The sequence below is a fragment of the uncultured Desulfovibrio sp. genome, assembly GCF_944324525.1.
In the GTDB taxonomy this organism is placed as follows: domain Bacteria; phylum Desulfobacterota; class Desulfovibrionia; order Desulfovibrionales; family Desulfovibrionaceae; genus Desulfovibrio.
This window is the reverse complement of the sequence record NZ_CALUWS010000005.1, coordinates 1-16,532: the sequence shown is the minus strand read 5'-3', so window position 1 is coordinate 16,532 and position 16,532 is coordinate 1. Positions and strand designations below refer to the sequence as shown.

At 64.8% G+C, this 16,532-nt stretch carries 11 protein-coding genes; 5 read left to right on the top strand and 6 right to left on the bottom strand.

Features of this window, described 5'->3' with window-relative positions; genetic code table 11:
- Positions 1 to 5: 5 nt before the first annotated feature.
- The 3 genes from Q0K12_RS02395 to Q0K12_RS02385 are packed head-to-tail and all read left to right on the top strand — an operon-like array spanning position 6 to position 2,740.
- Positions 6 to 890, top strand: a complete 885-nt coding sequence (locus Q0K12_RS02395; RefSeq protein WP_297260059.1) for a F0F1 ATP synthase subunit gamma — start codon at positions 6 to 8, stop codon at positions 888 to 890.
- A gap of 13 nt (positions 891 to 903) precedes the next feature.
- Entirely contained in the window at positions 904 to 2,322 is a 1,419-nt protein-coding gene (gene atpD / locus Q0K12_RS02390) for a F0F1 ATP synthase subunit beta (protein WP_297260057.1), read from the top strand.
- A 19-nt stretch (positions 2,323 to 2,341) separates the two neighbouring features.
- Entirely contained in the window at positions 2,342 to 2,740 is a 399-nt protein-coding gene (locus Q0K12_RS02385; protein ID WP_297260055.1) for a F0F1 ATP synthase subunit epsilon, read from the top strand.
- A 222-nt stretch (positions 2,741 to 2,962) separates the two neighbouring features.
- Here the strand turns inward: Q0K12_RS02385 and Q0K12_RS02380 are convergent, their stop codons facing one another.
- The 5 genes from Q0K12_RS02380 to Q0K12_RS02360 form a co-directional block, all read right to left on the bottom strand.
- Positions 2,963 to 4,192, bottom strand: coding sequence for a hypothetical protein (locus Q0K12_RS02380; RefSeq protein ID WP_297260054.1), 1,230 nt, complete (start codon positions 4,190 to 4,192; stop codon positions 2,963 to 2,965).
- Between the two features lie 50 nt (positions 4,193 to 4,242).
- The gene (locus tag Q0K12_RS02375) at positions 4,243 to 5,442 is read right to left on the bottom strand and encodes a hypothetical protein (RefSeq protein WP_297260052.1); all 1,200 of its coding nucleotides are present in this window, start codon (positions 5,440 to 5,442) and stop codon (positions 4,243 to 4,245) included.
- Positions 5,443 to 5,640: 198 nt separating this feature from the next.
- Positions 5,641 to 7,446, bottom strand: coding sequence for a translation elongation factor 4 (gene lepA / locus Q0K12_RS02370; RefSeq protein ID WP_297260178.1), 1,806 nt, complete (start codon positions 7,444 to 7,446; stop codon positions 5,641 to 5,643).
- Between the two features lie 356 nt (positions 7,447 to 7,802).
- Complete coding sequence (icd, locus tag Q0K12_RS02365; protein ID WP_297260051.1) at positions 7,803 to 8,942, bottom strand: NADP-dependent isocitrate dehydrogenase; 1,140 nt, start codon at positions 8,940 to 8,942, stop codon at positions 7,803 to 7,805.
- A gap of 42 nt (positions 8,943 to 8,984) precedes the next feature.
- Positions 8,985 to 10,811 (bottom strand): cache domain-containing protein, encoded by a 1,827-nt coding sequence (locus tag Q0K12_RS02360; protein WP_297260049.1) that lies wholly within the window; start codon positions 10,809 to 10,811, stop codon positions 8,985 to 8,987.
- 199 nt (positions 10,812 to 11,010) lie between these two features.
- Here Q0K12_RS02360 and Q0K12_RS02355 point away from each other — a divergent pair, with 199 nt between their 5' ends.
- On the top strand, positions 11,011 to 13,173 hold the full coding sequence (locus Q0K12_RS02355) for a ribonuclease catalytic domain-containing protein (RefSeq protein ID WP_297260047.1): 2,163 nt from the start codon (positions 11,011 to 11,013) through the stop codon (positions 13,171 to 13,173).
- Positions 13,170 to 13,763: a glycerol-3-phosphate 1-O-acyltransferase PlsY gene (gene plsY, locus Q0K12_RS02350; RefSeq protein WP_297260046.1), complete on the top strand. Its 594-nt coding sequence runs from the start codon at positions 13,170 to 13,172 to the stop codon at positions 13,761 to 13,763. The genes Q0K12_RS02355 and plsY overlap by 4 nt, the downstream gene beginning before the upstream one ends.
- 128 nt (positions 13,764 to 13,891) lie before the next feature.
- Here plsY and pbpC read toward each other — a convergent pair whose 3' ends face one another.
- Positions 13,892 to 16,261, bottom strand: a complete 2,370-nt coding sequence (gene pbpC / locus Q0K12_RS02345) for a penicillin-binding protein 1C (RefSeq protein WP_297260044.1) — start codon at positions 16,259 to 16,261, stop codon at positions 13,892 to 13,894.
- Positions 16,262 to 16,532 lie beyond the last annotated feature (271 nt).

Below are 16,532 nucleotides of genomic sequence, written 5' to 3'. Positions count from 1 at the left end.
AAACCATGCCTTCACTCAAAGACGTCAAAATGAAGATCGTGGGGGTCGGCAAGACCAAGCAGATCACCAAGGCCATGAACATGGTGGCCTCGGCGAAGCTGCGCGGCGCGCAGGCCCGCATCGAGCGCTTCCGTCCCTACGCGGGCAAGTACCGTCAGGTGCTGGCGGAACTGGCGCGCAAGGTGGAAGACGGCGCGCATCCGCTGTTGGCGGAGCATCAGGAAAAGAAGCGTTGCGCCATCGTCCTGGTGACCTCGGACCGCGGCCTGTGCGGCGGCTTCAACGCCAATATCGTCAATGCCGCTCTCAAGCTGGCCGCCGAAAAACGGTCTGAGGGCATGGACGTGCAGTTCGCCTGCGTGGGCCGCAAGGGACGCGACGCCATCCGCAGCGCCGGGCAGGAGATCACCCTGTCCTACGGCGACCGTATGGGCAGCGTGGACTTCGCCCTCGCCAGCTCCGTGGCGCTGGAGATGATCCACGGCTACGAGACGCTGGCGCTGGACGAGGTCTGGATGGTCTATGGAGAATTCGTCTCCATGGGGCATCAGCCCCCGCGCAGCCTGCGCCTTCTGCCGCTGAGCGCGCCGGAAGCCGGGCAGGACGAAGACGCGGCACAGGGCGCGCATTGCGAATACCTGTACGAGCCCAACGAGGAACAGCTGCTCGCGGAACTTCTGCCCAGCTACGTCAAGGTGCAGGTCTATCGCGGCATGCTGGATACGGCAGCCAGCGAACATGCGGCCCGTATGGCCGCCATGGACAATGCCACCCGTAACTGCAATGAAATGATCAATACGCTGACCCTGCTGTACAACAAGACGCGGCAGGCCTCCATCACCAGCGAACTCATTGACATTGTCGGCGGCGCCGAGGCGCTCAACGGGTAACAGGAGCAAGCACATGAAGAAAAACATCGGTAAAATTGTCCAGGTTATCGGTGCCGTCGTGGACGTGGAGTTCAGCGGCGGACACCTGCCGGACATCCTCACCGCGCTTGAGATCAAAAACCCCAACAACAGCGACGCCCCTGACCTGATCTGTGAAGTGGCGCAGCACCTTGGGGACGGCGTCGTGCGCACCATCGCCATGGACGCCACGGAAGGTCTCGTGCGCGGCATGGAGGTGGTGGATACCGGCAAGCCCATCATGGTCCCGGTGGGCAAGGCTTCCGTGGGCCGCATCCTCAACGTCATCGGTCGCCCGGTGGACGAAATGGGCCCGGTCAACGCGGAAAAATACTACCCCATCCACCGTCCCGCTCCCAGCTTCACCGAACAGAACACCAAGGTGGAACTGCTGGAGACCGGCATCAAGGTGGTGGACCTGCTCGTGCCCTTCCCCAAGGGCGGCAAGATGGGCCTCTTCGGCGGCGCAGGCGTGGGCAAGACCGTTATCCTGATGGAGATGATCAACAACATCGCCAAGCAGCACGGCGGTTCCTCCGTCTTCGCCGGTGTCGGCGAGCGTACCCGTGAAGGGAACGACCTTTACCACGAACTGAAGGACGCAGGCGTGCTGGAACGCGCCACGCTTGTCTACGGCCAGATGAACGAGCCGCCGGGAGCCCGTGCGCGCGTGGCCCTTACCGCGCTTGCCTGCGCCGAGTACTTCCGCGATGAAGAGAATCAGGACGTGCTCCTCTTCATCGACAACATCTTCCGCTTCACGCAGGCCGGTTCGGAAGTGTCCGCCCTGCTGGGCCGCATGCCGTCCGCCGTGGGCTATCAGCCCACCCTCGGTACGGACCTGGGCGCTCTGCAGGAACGCATCACCTCCACCAACAAGGGTTCCATCACGTCCGTGCAGGCCGTTTACGTACCTGCCGACGACCTGACCGACCCCGCCCCGGCCACGACCTTCTCGCATCTGGACGGAACGCTCGTGCTGTCCCGCCAGATCGCGGAACTGGGCATCTACCCCGCCGTGGACCCGCTGGACTCCACCTCGCGCATCCTTGACCCCAACGTGGTGGGCGAGGAACACTATCAGGTGGCCCGGCAGGTGCAGATGGTGCTGCAGAAGTACAAGGAACTGCAGGACATCATCGCCATCCTCGGCATGGACGAACTCTCGGATGAGGACAAGCTCACCGTGGCGCGCGCCCGCCGCATCCAGCGTTTCCTCTCCCAGCCCTTCCATGTGGCCGAAACCTTCACCGGCACGCCCGGCCAGTATGTGAAACTTGAAGACACCATCAAGGGCTTCAAGGGCATCCTGGAAGGCAAGTACGACCATCTGGCCGAAAGCGACTTCTACATGCTGGGCGGCATCGACCAGGCCGTCGCCAAGTACGAAGCCCGCATCAGCCAGGAAAAGTAAGGCATAGCGGAGGATACGCATGAGCACGCTGCAACTGGAGATCGTCACCCCGGACAAGACCGTGGTCAGCACGGAGACGGATATGGTCGTCTGCCCCGGCGTCATGGGTGAATTCGGCGTGCTGCCGCATCACGTCTCTCTGCTTTCGGCCCTGAAAATCGGCCTTCTTCGCTACAGCGACAACGGCAAGGATCAGTACATCTTCATTTCCGGCGGCTTTGCCGACGTGAACGAGAACGTGCTGACCGTGCTGGCCGAATCGGCGGAACGTGCCGAGGACATTGACGTGGCGCGCGCCGAAGCCGCCAAACGACGCGCCGAGGAACGCCTGAGCCAGCGCGCTGAGGATCTGGACGTCAAGCGGGCGGAAGCCGCCCTGCAACGTGCCGTGACCCGTCTGCAACTGGCTCGCCGCTAACCTTCGGCGGCAAGAAACGCATACAGGGCCGGAAGAGCGATCTTCCGGCCCTGTTTTATTGTGAAAATGCCTACTGCTTTGGGGGGAGCCCCCCTCCACCTGCGCGCTTTTATCAGGGGAAAAGCAGGGGAGCGGTGCGCACCGCCCCTCGGGGCAGGTGGAGCATGCACTGTTAATTTTCCGTATATATTGAAATGATTAACAAATTTACATCAACAGACCCTAGTCGTCATCATCCTCATCATCTTCATCATCGCCGTCATAGTCTATCGCATCATCCCAGCTGTCCGGCGGGAGGAATTCCGGCCGGAATTCTGCGTAATCGACGCCGGGCAAAGGCTCCTTGCTCAGTTCGATGGAACGGGCGGTAGCGCACCAGGCGCCCACATGTTCAAAGCCTTCGCCCCTGGACGGATAGTCCCCTTCCACATCGCCGCGGTTGCCGATGGCCAGCAGAAGCGGCAGCGGCATGGCGGCCTTGCCGCCGTCGTGCGGGCAGTGTTCCAGGTCGATGAAGACCTTGAGCGCATGATTGTAGATATAGCGCAGGCCCTGATCGGAAGAATCGCGTTTCTCCACATCGAGCCAGGCGTAATTTTGCGTTGCGAAGCCGTACAGATTGTTGAGTTCGCTTTGCGCCATGTCGGCACAGAGATCCTCATTGCCCGGCAGTTCCCAGCCCGACCGGGCATCCGTCGCGACGGCGTAGACCCGGTCGCCCTTCCAGTCCCCGGCAAGCAGATTTTGCAGATCCCAAAAGATCTCGCAGCCCCCCGCCTCGGGGACGGCCAGCTCGCGCATGCTGAGCGTGTAGTAGCCGAAGCATTCGCGCTTATCCACGTTGACCAGCATATAATAGCGCCCAAGCCCCATTTCCGTGAAGTTCGGCCGGAACTCCTCGTAATCCACGTCTTCCAGCGGCTCCTTGCGGATCTCGATGGAACGCACGCTATCGATCCACCATGCTTCGGCCTCCTCCATCTTCTCTGCGGCGTCCTCATCAGCCACATCAAAATCAAAGTCGCTGCCGCCCGGAGCGATCAGCAGCGGCAGGGGCGCAATGTCGTCCAGATTGACGGGGCAATGCGCCAGATCAAGGAAGACCTCCAGCTCATGGTTGTAGATATAGCGCAGGCCGTGATCCTCGGTATCCACTTCATCCGGTTGCAGGTTCCTGCACTCGTCGCAGGCAAACCTGTACAGGCTCTTGATGCCCAACTCCTTCCGGGCCGCGGCCAGTTCGCCGCTGTAGCTGCCGTCATCCTTGGGCAGATGACTCGCGACGACATAGACCCTGTCCCCCTTCCAGGGCCCGGCCAGCAGATTATGCAGGGCCCGCACCAGCGGAGTTTGATGGTAGCTCCATTCCGCCATTTTCGCGCCACTGCCGAAGTCGTGGGGAGAGAGCGACTCCTTCTTGTCCAGATTGACGATCATGTTATAGCTTCCCATGTGTTCCTCCTGTCATATGTGCTTGTGGTCTCCGGAATACCGGTCGGCCTTCACTCCGTTACGATGATGGGGCCGGACCACGGACGCTCCTTCCGTTCCAGAAAGTTCGGCCGGAATTCCGTATAGTCGACACCCGACAAAGGATCCGTCCTCACCTCGATGGAGCGGACGCTGGCGCACCACTTCCCCATGTGCTCGAAGCCGTCATCCTCGGGCGCGAGGTCCAGCGCGGCATCTCCCACATTGCCGATGGTCAGCAAAAGCGGCAGCGGGGCGATGCAGGTCTCGTCCTCCTGCGGCACGGGGCAATGCTTCAGATCGACATACTCCTTGAGGGCATGGTTATAGAGGTAGCGTATGCCGTGATCCTGCATATCCACTGACGCGCTGACTCGTTTGAAATGTTTTTCGGCGTAGAGAAAGAGCCCCTTTTCCTCGCTTTTGGCCAGTTCGGCGCAAAGTTCGTCGTTTCCGGGGAATTCCCAGCCTTTCAGCGCGTCGTTGGCGACGACGTACACGCGGTCGCCCTTCCAGTCTCCGGCCAGGAGGTTATGCAGGATGTGCACCATTTCGCACCGGCAGCAGGCCCAGTCCAGCAGCTGGAGATCATAGGCCCCGAACAGCATGCGCTTGTCCACATTGACGACATAGTAATGGCGTCCGGGCGGGACCTCCGTGAAGCCGGGACGGAATTCCGCGTAATCGACGTTCTTGAGCGGCGTTCTGCTCACCTCGATGGAACGGACGGTATCGCACCACGTCCCCACATAATCGCTGCACTCTTCCGGCAGGAAGTCAAAGTTGCCGCCGGCCGGGGCGTCATGTCCTATGGCGATGAGCAGGGGCAGCGGCGCGATCCAGTCCGTATATCGCGGGCAGTGTTCCAGATCGATGAACACCTTGAGCGCATGATTATAGATATAGCGGATGTTGTGATCCTCCGTGTCCGTATCCTTCGGCCCCAGGGCCGTGTAGTGCTGGCTCGCGTAGGCATACAGGCTCTTGGCGCCTGTCCCCCGCAGGGCTTCGGACAACGCCGCCCTGTAGCGGGAGTCATAACTTGCCAGCGCATAGTCCGAGACGGCATAGACCCGGTCGCCCTTCCAGCGGCCTTCCAGCAGGTTTTTCAGGGCCAGCACCACGGATTGCCCCTGATAGCACCATTCCGCCATTTTCGCGCCGGAGTCGAAGTCATGCGGCGAAAGCAGCTCCTTCTTGTCCACATTGACGATCAGGTAATAGACGCCCATAGATTCCTCCTGTCATGTCGAGTCTTTCACGCCGGCCCATCCCGCAGCGCGGAAGGACTTGCCAACCACATTCACACCCAGCGCATCCGCCGCACGGCTGGTCACAATCGCTGACGCCGCCTCTCCCCGCTCGAAACAAAGGACGTCCGGCGGCGGATAAAAAAATGCCCCGTGAGGGGCAAGGAAAAAACAGGGAGCTTATTCGTCCCCCACCTTGAGCGCGGCAAGGAAGGCCTCCTGCGGCAGCTCCACATTGCCCATGCGCTTCATGCGCTTCTTGCCTTCCTTCTGCTTCTCCAGCAGCTTGCGCTTACGAGTGATGTCGCCGCCGTAACACTTGGCGGTCACGTCCTTGCGGAAGGCGGAGACCGTCTCGCGGGCGATGATCTTCTGGCCGATGGCCGCCTGGATGGCCACCTGGAAGAGCTGGCGCGGGATGGTGCGCTTGAGCTTGAGGGCCAGCGCCCGCCCGTAGGGATAGGCGCGGTCCCGGTGCACGATGACGGCCAGCGCGTCCACCGGTTCGCCGTTGAGCATGATGTCCAGCTTGACGAGGTCGGAAGCCCGGTAGTCGATGGGCTGATAATCCATGCTGGCGTAGCCGCGCGTGGCGGACTTGAGCCGGTCGAAGAAGTCGTAGACGATCTCCGCAAAGGGCAGTTCGTAGGTCACCACCACGCGGTTGGCGGCCAGATAGTGCAGGTTCTTCTGCGTACCGCGCTTTTCCTCGCAGAGCTTCATGACATTGCCCACATATTCGTTGGGCACATGGATGTCCATGTTCACATACGGCTCGTAGAGGGTGCGTATCTTGGTGGGATCGGGCAGATGGCTGGGGTTGTCGATCTCCAGCGTCTTGCCGTCGTTGGTCTCCACCTTGTAGATGACCGAGGGCGCGGTGGCGATGAGATCCACCTCGAACTCGCGTTCCAGCCGTTCCTGGATGATCTCCATGTGCAGCAGGCCGAGGAAGCCGCAGCGGAAGCCGAAGCCCAGCGCCTGCGAGGTCTCCGGCTCGAAGCTGAAAGCCGCGTCGTTGAGCTGCAGCTTCTCCAGCGCGGCCTTGAGGCCTTCGTAATCGTCGGAATCAGAGGGATACAGCCCGCAGAAGACCATAGGCTTCACTTCCTTGAAGCCCGGCACGGGTTCGTCCGCCGGATTGGCGGCCAGGGTGATGGTGTCGCCCACGCGCGCGTCCCCCAGCTCCTTGATGGAACCGCAGAGGAAGCCCACCTCCCCGGCGTGCAGCTCCGGCACGTCGGTGGACTCCGGCTGGAAAACGCCCAGCCGCAGCACGTCGTATTCCTTGCCCGTGCTCATGAGGCGGATGCGGTCGCCCAGCTTCACCGTACCGTCCACGATGCGGAAGAGCACCACCACGCCCTGATAGCTGTCGTACCACGAGTCGAAGATCAGCGCCTTGAGCGGCCCGTCCTCCCTGCCCTGCGGCGCGGGCAGGCGGTGCACGATGGCCTCCAGCACGTCCGGCACGCCCATGCCGGTCTTGGCGGAGACGGGCAGGGCCTCGGAGCAGTCCAGCCCGATGGCTTCCTCGATCTCGGCCTTGACCCGGTCCACCTCCGCGCTGGGCAGGTCGATCTTGTTGAGCACCGGCACGATCTCGTGGTCATGGTCCAGCGCCAGATAGACGTTGGCCAGAGTCTGCGCCTCCACGCCCTGGGTGGCGTCCACCACCAGCAGCGCGCCCTCGCAGGCGGCCAGCGAGCGGGAGACCTCGTAGTTGAAGTCCACATGGCCGGGGGTATCGATGAGGTTGAGCTCGTACTCCTGCCCGTCCGCCGCCACATAGGGGATGCGTACGGTCTGCGCCTTGATGGTGATGCCGCGCTCTCGTTCCAGATCCATCTTGTCCAGATACTGCTGGCGCGCCTCCCGCTGACTGACCACCTTGGTCAGCTCAAGGATACGGTCGGCAAGGGTGGATTTGCCGTGGTCGATATGGGCAATGATGCAGAAGTTACGGATAAATTCCTGCTTGGGCATGGTCATCGAACTCGCTGGAGGTTAAAGACATGACAGGGAGAATACCCGATGTCGCAAAGTCTTTTTTTATATCCCGAACAGCGGCAAAAGTCCATATTGCCCGGCTGGCGGCGGGTTAGAGCGTTTCACCTTTGAAAAGGGTGAAACGCGAGGCGGCAGCACAGCGCCGCCCGGCCCAAAGTGAGCGGAAAAACCGCGTTTTTTCCGCGAACCGAAGGGCGTAACGGAACATGCTCTAATGCCGGGAGATGCCCCAAGCTGGTCATCCCCCGGCATTACATTGCTCCCGCCGGACGGACTCGTTCTGGCAGCCGGAACGGCAGACAAGAAAGCCCCGCCCGCAGGCTTATATTATTCTACAGCGCCGCGCCGATGATCTCCCCGAACTCGCGGCAGCCCACCACGCGGGAGCCGCTGACCTGATCGGCAAGATCCACGGTGACGGCGCGTCCGGCAATGGCCTTGCTCATGGCCGAACGGATGCGCTCCGCCGCCGCCGCATAGCCCATGTGTTCCAGCATGAGCGCCCCACAGAGGATGACGCTGCCGGGATTGGCCTTGTCCTGCCCGGCGATGGTGGGCGCGGTGCCGTGCGTGGCCTCGAAGAAGGCCAGGGAATCGGACATGTTCACGCCCGGCGCAAGGCCCAGCCCGCCCACCTGCGCGGCCAGCGCGTCGGAGAGATAGTCCCCGTTGAGGTTGGGCGTGGCGATGACGTGATACTGTTCGGGATGGAGGATCGCCTCCTGGAACATGGCGTCGGCGATGCGGTCTTTGACCACCAGCCGGCCGGGCACGGCTTCCTTCTCCGTGCAGGTCTGCGCGCCGAATTCGCGCGCCGCCACGTCATAGCCCCACTGACGGAAGCCGCCTTCGGTGAACTTCATGATATTTCCCTTGTGCACCAGCGTCAGGGAGGGCTGACCGGTATCCAGCGCATAGCGCAGGGCGCGCCGCACGAGGCGCTCCGAACCGAAAGCGCTCATGGGCTTGATGCCCACCGCGGCGTCCTCGCGGATCTTGCCCACGCCGAACTCCTCGCGCAGGAAGGCGATGAGCTTCTTCGCTTCCGGGGTCTCGGCGGCGTATTCGATACCGGCGTACACGTCTTCCGTATTTTCCCGGAAAATGGTCATATTGACCTTTTCAGGATGCTTGACCGGCGTCTCCAGCCCGGTGAAGTGGCGGATGGGCCGGATGCAGGCATAGAGATCCAGCGTCTGCCGCAGGGTGACGTTGAGGCTGCGGCGGCCCGTGCCCACGGGCGTGCCCAGCGGCCCCTTGATGGCCACACTCGCCCCGCGCAGGGTCTCCAGCGTGGCTTCGGGCAGGGGGCTGCCCGTTTCGGCCTCGGCCTTTTCCCCGGCCAGCAGTTCCACCCAGTCGATGCGATCGTCGGATTCGCGGGCCAGCGCCGCGTCGATGACGGGCCGGGCCGCCTGCCAGATCTCCTTGCCGATGCCGTCGCCTTCTATCCAGTAAACCGTCTTTTTCATATCGTCGTTCTCCACATGTTCTCGATCGTTGGCCCGGCGGGCTTATTCCTCGTCTTCGGAGCGCACTTCCTGCTTGAGGGCCTGGGCCCGCTGCAGGAGCTGCTCGAGCTGGATGTCCGCGCCGAGCACGCCCACGATGTCGTCCCTCTCATTGGTGACGGCGCAGGACACGGTGATGACCAGCTTCCCCGTAAACTGGGACTGGTACACGTCCATGATGTGCAGGTCGCCGGTCTGCATGGGCATCTTGAACCATTCGCGCTGCGAGAAATCATAACCGATGGGCAGGGCCTCGTAACGCTCCTTGTAAGCCGGGTCGGTGATGGTGGAGCACTTGAGCTTGCCCTCGGTATCCGTCAGATAGAGATACTGGATGAAGGGGAATTCCCGCGTGAAGGCATCCAGACGGGCGCAGGCGTGCTGGCCGAAGTCCTGAAGCTCCTGCTGCCGCGAAAGCCGGATGATGAGATGGGCCGCCAGCTCGCCCGCCAGCTGCTTCATGTGGTCGAATTCGGTCACGAAGAGCTCGGGCATGAACTTCTGGGCGAGGGCTTCCATCTCGTCGTGGGACATGTTGGTGGTACGGCCGTTCTCGTAGAGGGCCACGATGGCGTCGTAGATGCGGCCCACGGCGGGGTGCTTCTTGGAGACCTGCTTTTCCGGGGGCAGGCGCAGATTGACGTTGAGCCAGTAGGCCACGCCCGCGCGTCCGGTCTTGTCGGTGATGATGATGGGCACGGGCCGGCCCAGCAGGCGCGTGGTGTCGAAGATGTTGTAGATCTCTTCGTTCTTGGCCAGACCGTCGGCATGCACGCCCGCGCTGGTGGCGTTGAAGTCGCGCCCCACGAAGGGATAGTTGTAGGGGATGCGGTAGTTGAGCTCCTTCTCGAAGAACTCGGCCACCTCGGCGAGGATGGTGGTGTCGGCGGCGGCATCGTCTCCGGTGAGGGAGATGTATTCCACCAGCAGAGCTTCCAGCGGCGTATTGCCCGTGCGCTCCCCGAAGCCGAAGAGCGTGCTGTTGACCGCGCCGCAACCGTAGAGCCAGGCCGTCACGCCGTTGACGAGCACCTTGTGGAAGTCGTTGTGCCCGTGCCATTCCAGCCACTGCCCCGGCACGCCCGCCTCATCGGTGAAGGCGCGCACGATGCGCTGCACCGAGCGCGGCAGTCCGGCCCCGGGATAGGGCACGCCGTAGCCCATGGTGTCGCAAAGGCGGATCTTCACCGGCATCCCGCTCTGATGCGAAAGCTCCATGAGGCGCTGGGCCAGGGGCAGACAGAAACCATAGATGTCGGCGCGGGTCACGTCCTCGAAATGGCAGCGCGGGATGATGCCCCACTCCAGCGCCTGTTCGGCGAGCCCCACATACATGTCCAGCGCCTGCTGCCGGGTCTTGCCGAGCTTCAGGAAGATGTGGTAGTCCGACACGCTGGTCAGCATGCCGGTCTCGTCGAATTCCATGTCGCGGGCCAGCTTGAGGTCTTCCTTGTTGGCCCGGATCCAGGCCGTCACCCGCGGGAAGCGGTAGCCGCGCGCCCGGCAGACGTCGATGCACTTGCGGTCCTTGGCCGAGTAAAGAAAGAACTCCGAGGCCGTGATGAGTCCGCTCTTGCCGCCGAGGCGGTGCAGAAAGTCGAACATCTTGGCCACCTGCTTGACCGTATACGGCGGGCGGGCCTGCTGGCCGTCGCGAAAGGTCGTATCGGTGATACGCATCTGCTCGGCCGGTCGCGGCGCAAGCAGCACGTCGTCAAAGGCGGTACGGCAAATGCTCGTATAGGGGAAAAGCTCCCGGTAAAGCTGGGGTTGCTCCACATCCTGCAACGGAAGCGGGCGATTGCCGCTGGTCTGGTAAATGATGCTCATGGCCTTCCTCTGCCCCCGTCGGGGCGGCTGAGATAATAAGGGATTCACCATAGCCGCTTCCTTTCATGGCGTAAAGCCGTCCGCCACCCCCTCGCCGCCCGCGGGACTTGCCAGATTGGCAAAAATGCCCGATTATGAGCAGTTGGATTGACGGAAAAAATGTGCCGCGCTGCGAGCGCGCGGAGCGAGGGGAGGTCGTATGTCGTCATGTGTGCAGTATCCCGGTACGGGCTGCATTGTGGAATTTCTGGAGGGCAACGCCGTCCATCTGGCCCTTGTCATTGAAGAAGGCGGGGGGAAGGTCCGCCTTCTCCTGCCCAACCGCCGGGAAACGCGGCTGGGGACGTCGCGCCTGCTGCCGTGGTCCGGGCCGCAGCTGCCGGGCCCCCTGCCCGGCCGGGAAGAAGCCGTCCGCCTGCTGGACGATGTGCGCAAACGCCGCGAGGCGCTGGCCGCCGCCGTCCCGGTGGCCGAGCTCTGGGAGATGGCCCAGGGCGAGCTGGCCGAAGCCCCTGCCCAGTGGTTCGCGGAACTCTCCGGCAGCGACCCCGACGTGGACAGCATCGCAGCCCACGGACGGGCCCTGCTGGCCTGCAAGAGCCATTTCCGCTTCCAGCCGCCCGTCTTCCAGATCTTCGATGCCGAGACCGTGGAGCGGCGGCTGCACGAGCAGCAGGAGCGCGAAGAGCGCGAGGCCCTCACCGTGGGCGGCGCGACCTTTTTCCGCCTGCTCTGGGACGTGGCCTGCAGGAAGCGTACGCTCCCCCCGGCCCCGGATGCCGACGGGCACGGCGGCTCGCCGGAATGGCCCGCGCCGGAGGTGGCCCAGCGGCTGCGCAAGCTGCTGTTCGACTGCATGGCCAATCCGGACAATCAGGAACACGATACGCTCTGGCGCATGCTGAGCAAGGGCCTGCCCGACGTGCCCCATCTGCCGGTGCAGCTGCTCATGGCCTGGGGCGAAGTGCCGCCGCATTACAATTTCTGGTTCGACCGCGCCGGTTACGAGCCCGGGGATCAGTGGTGGACGCACTGGACGGACGAGGTGGAGGACTGCGCGGCGCAGAGCCGTGAAATGCCGCTGGAGCGCTGCGATCTCCCCTTCATCAGCATCGACAGCGCCAGTACCCGCGACGTGGACGACGCCTTTTTCCTGGAGGACAGGCCGGACGGCGGTTTCCTGCTGACGCTGGCCCTGGCCTGCCCGGCGCTGTGCTGGCCCTTCGGCTCCCCGCTGGACAAGGCCGTGCTGCGGCGCGGCACCAGCATCTATCTGCCGGAAGGCGACTGCCACATGCTGCCCGAAACGCTGGGGACGGACGTCTTCTCCCTGCGGGCGGGCGAGGATCGCCCGGCCTTCTGCGTCCGGGTGGCCGTGGATGCGGAAGGCGTTGCCGCGCCCTGCGAGGTCTTCATGGCCCGCGTGAAGCTGGCGGCCAACCTCACCTACCGGGACACGCAGGCCGTGCTGGACGCCCGGCGGACGGGCGCGCCCCTGCCGGACAATCCGGCCGCCCCCTTCGCCGAGGCCCTCGAACGGGCGCACGCCTTCGAGCGCGCCCGGCAGGCGGCCCGCATCCGGGGCGGGGCCGTGGTCATGGATCGCCCGGAGCCGGTCATCCGGCTTGAGGGCGAAGGCGCGCAGACCGTCGTGCATCTGGAGCCGGGCGAGAACTGCCCGGACAGCCAGTCCGCCGTGGCGGAAATGATGATCCTTGCCTCCGCCGCCGTGGCCGACTGGGCCGCCGCCCGGAGCCTGCCCCTGCTGCACCGCACGCAGGACGTGGCCCTGCCGCGCGAATACGCCGGCGTCTGGACGCGCCCGGAGGACATGACCCGCATCATGCGCGCGCTGGCCCCGTCCAGCCTGGAAGTGCAGGCCCGTCCGCACGCGGCCCTCGGCCTGCCGCGCTACGCGCCCGTCACCTCGCCCCTGCGGCGCTATCCCGACCTCGTGAACGAGGCGCAGATCGCCCATTTCCTGCAGCGCGGGGTCCCGCGCTGGGAGGCCGGCGCGCTGACGGAGCTGCTGGTCAGCCTCAACGCGGCCCTGGAGGCTGCCGGGCAGATACAGCGCTTCCGGCCCCGCTACTGGAAACTGCTCTTCTTCCGCCAGCAGGGCGACAAGGTCTGGTGGCCCGGCATCATCACCGAGGAAAACGACGTCTTCGGCAATGTCAGCCTGCCGGATCAGGGCATCTTCCTGCGGGGCAAGCGCCGTCAGTTCGACGAACGCGCCTGCCCGGGTACGGCGGTGGAAGTGCGCATCGGGCGGGTCAATCCCCTGTACAATGAGATCATGTTACTGGAGGCGCGCACGGCCGACTGCCGGCCCGCGCCTTACGAGGAGATGCCTTCATGACGGAAATCTTTTGTCTCGCGCTGGCCTATGTGGCCGGCTCCGTCCCGTGGGGACTGGTCATCGCCCGCGTCTTTTGCGGGATCGATCCCCGACGGGGCGGCAGCGGCAATACCGGGGCCACCAATGTGGCCCGCCTCTGCGGCTTCGGCTGGGGAGTGCTCACCCTGGCCTGCGATCTGGGCAAGGGGGCCCTGCCCGTCTGGCTGGCCCTGCACTGGGGGCTTTCCCCGTTCTGGGTGAGCCTCGTGGCGCTGGCCGCCGTGCTGGGGCACGTCTTTTCCTGCTTCATGCACTTTCGCGGCGGCAAGGCCGTGGCCACGAGCATCGGCATCTTCCTGCCGCTGGCCTTCTGGCCCCTGTTCGGGGCCTGCCTGCTCTGCGTGCTGGTCATCTGGCGCAGCGGCTTCGTGTCGCTGGGCTCGCTGACGCTGGTCAGCGCGCTCGTGCTGGGGCTGCTCTTCTGCGGGCAGTGGACGTGGCTCCCGCTGAGCCTCTGCATCTGGGCCATCGTGGTCTGGAAACATCGGGAGAACATCGCCCGCCTGCGCGCCGGGACGGAAAAGAGCTGGCAGAAGAAACGTCAGGACTGATGCCGCCGTCGGTAGGAAACGTCATGTCTTGCGAGCAAGGGGAACCCTTTTGCCGGACGGTCCCCCTTTTTTCGTGGGATGCTTCCTCGTCTCCCTGCTCCCTACCCCATTGAGCATGGCGACAGACCTTACGGCGCCAGCTCGATGCGGCAGAGCTGCCGTGCGCTGCGGCCCTGATCGTCCACGGCAAGGATCTCCCGCCGGCCCGCGCTGTCCGGCTCCCAGAGGAAAGGCTCTCCCGGGGCCGCGCTGCCCAGATAGACAGGCCCGGCGAACCAGTGGATGCGCCGCACGTCGGGCTCCGCCGCCGCCACGAGGGGGATGCTGCGCGACGTCCCGGAGAGCGTCCGGTAATAGGTCACGCCCTTCTTGGGCAGGAGGATGCGTGGCGGCGTCCCGGGGGGCGGCGCGGTTCGCTCCTCCGTTGCCGGGCGGCACTGCGGCAGCCAGTCCGGCGGCAAAGGCTTGTGTATCCCGGCCTGAGCAAAGACCTTGCGCACGTCCGAGGGCCAGAATTCCCAGTAACGCAGCTCGGTCTCCCCTTCGCGCGGCTCGCAGGCCCGCAGGCCCGTGGCCTTGTCGATGAGCAGCGGCCGCAGGATGCCGCTGTCCCGCACCGGGGACACGCCGGGGATGAAGAGCGTCTCTTCCGTCTCCGCGCAGCGGGATGTGTCCACATCGCCGGTGGCGGCGCAGACGGGCAGTTCCACCACATTGAGCCCGGCGCGCCGCTCCGCCGTCACGTCATGCAGGGGACGCAACGCCGCCAGCCCGCGCGCCACCTCCGCGAACAAGGGCAGGGCCACCTCTCCCCCGATAAGATACGGATTGGGCCGGTTGTCGAAATTGCCCACCCACACCACAAGGACGTAGCCCCCCACCACGCCCGCCGTCCAGGCGTCCCGGAAGCCGTTGGAAGTGCCGGTCTTGCAGCGCAGGGGCACCGGCCCGTCCGGCGTCCGCAGCACGGCGTCCTCCCGTTCCAGCATGCGCAACGTCACATAGGCGCTCTCCGGCGACAGCAGGCGGACGGGCGCGGCGGCGGGCAGGTCGCGGCGCAGGCGCACCGGCTGCCAAAGGCCCTGATTGGCCAGCATGGCGTAAAGGGCCGCCAGCTCGCGCATGGAGACTTCCGCCCCGCCCAGCACCAGCGCAAGGCCGTAGTGCTCCGGCGGCCGGGGCAGCTGGACGCCCGCCTTTTTCAGGAAACCGTAGAGACCGGGCTCGGCAAGCTGCTCCGCCAGGATGATGGCCGGCAGGTTGCGGCTGGCCTTGAGGGCCGCATGGGCCGGAAGAGGCCCCCGGAAGCCCCGGTCGAAATTCTCGGGATCGTAGCCGCCGAAGGAACGCGGGCTGTCGATGAGCAAGGTCATGGGATGGATGAGCCCCTGCTCCAGGGCCAGCGCATAGATGAAGGGCTTGAGGGTGGAACCGGGCGAGCGGCGGGCGCGACTGCCGTCCACCTGTCCGTCGATGGCCGCGTCATGGAAGCCCGCCGATCCCGCCAGCGCGCAGACCCGCATGTCCGACGTGCGTACGAGCATGGCCGCCGCATTGCGGATGCCGTAGGCGCGCCCTCTGGCCGTCAGGCCGGACAGACGCTCCTCCAGCAGGCGCTGGAGGTCCGGCTCGATGCCGGTGGCCATGACGCCCCGCGGCGCGGGCGCATCGCTGTCGGCCAGCAGTTCCGCGCAGACATGCGGGGCAAGGAAGGGCAGTCGCGCAGGGGATCGCACCCGCAGCGGCGGCAACGGTCCCTCTCGCGGGCCGCCGTCCGCATCTTCCGTCAGCAGACGCTCCAGCCGGGCGCGCGCCGCGGCAAAGTCCTTCCCGCGCAGGGGGTGGCGCTGCACGGGATTCTGCGGGATGACGGCCAGCGCGTGGCTTTCCATGACCGTCAGCCGGCTGGCCGGCTTGTCGAAATAGATGCGCGCGGCGGCCTCTATCCCCTCGATATTGCCGCCATAGGGCGCAAGATTGAAATACGCCTCAAGGATCTCCTGCTTGCTGTAGTGCCGCTCCAGCAGCAGGGCCGTCCAGATCTGGCGCAGCTTGCCGCCGATGTCCGAGGTCGTCAGGCCCAGCCGCAGACGGGCCACCTGCATGGTGATGGTGGAGCCGCCCCTGCGGCGCTCCCCACCCAGATAGGTGCCCCAGGCCGCCCGCAGCAGGGAGGGGACATTGACGCCGGGATGCGCCCAGAAATGCCTGTCCTCGTAGCGGATGAGCGCCTGCACGGCCTCCGGGGCGATGTCGTCCAGCCTGACCCGCAGACGGTAGGTCTGATCCTTGGCCAGGCCCATGCGGAGGATGCCGCCGTCCGCATCCGTCACCAGCCGGGCGAAGGGCACCCCGTCCAGCAGCGGGGGCGGCGGCAACAGCCCCAGCAAGGCGTAGAGGAGCAGCAGGACACACAGCGGCAAACCGAGCCATGCCCCCAAACGGAGCAGGCGACGCGGCAGGCGGGAACCCAATGGCAGGCGGCGCGCGGCGGGCATGCGGCAGTCCTCTTGAACGTTTTCCGTTTGGTTTTGGCCGGGCGGCGCTGTGCTGCCGCCTCGCGTTTTACCTTTTCCAAAGCCAAAACGCTCTAATTTTACAAATAATCTCAATATATAAGACGTATCGCTCGCACACTGTCCGCTTGCCTTGGAAGCGGGGTCGCCTCGTGGCCCTGCCCCTTCCCCCGGTAAAAGCGCGCTGGGGAAGGGATGGGGGGCTTGGGGGGAAGGGGAACCCCGCCAGCGCCGGCGGAGGGGTTCCCCTTCC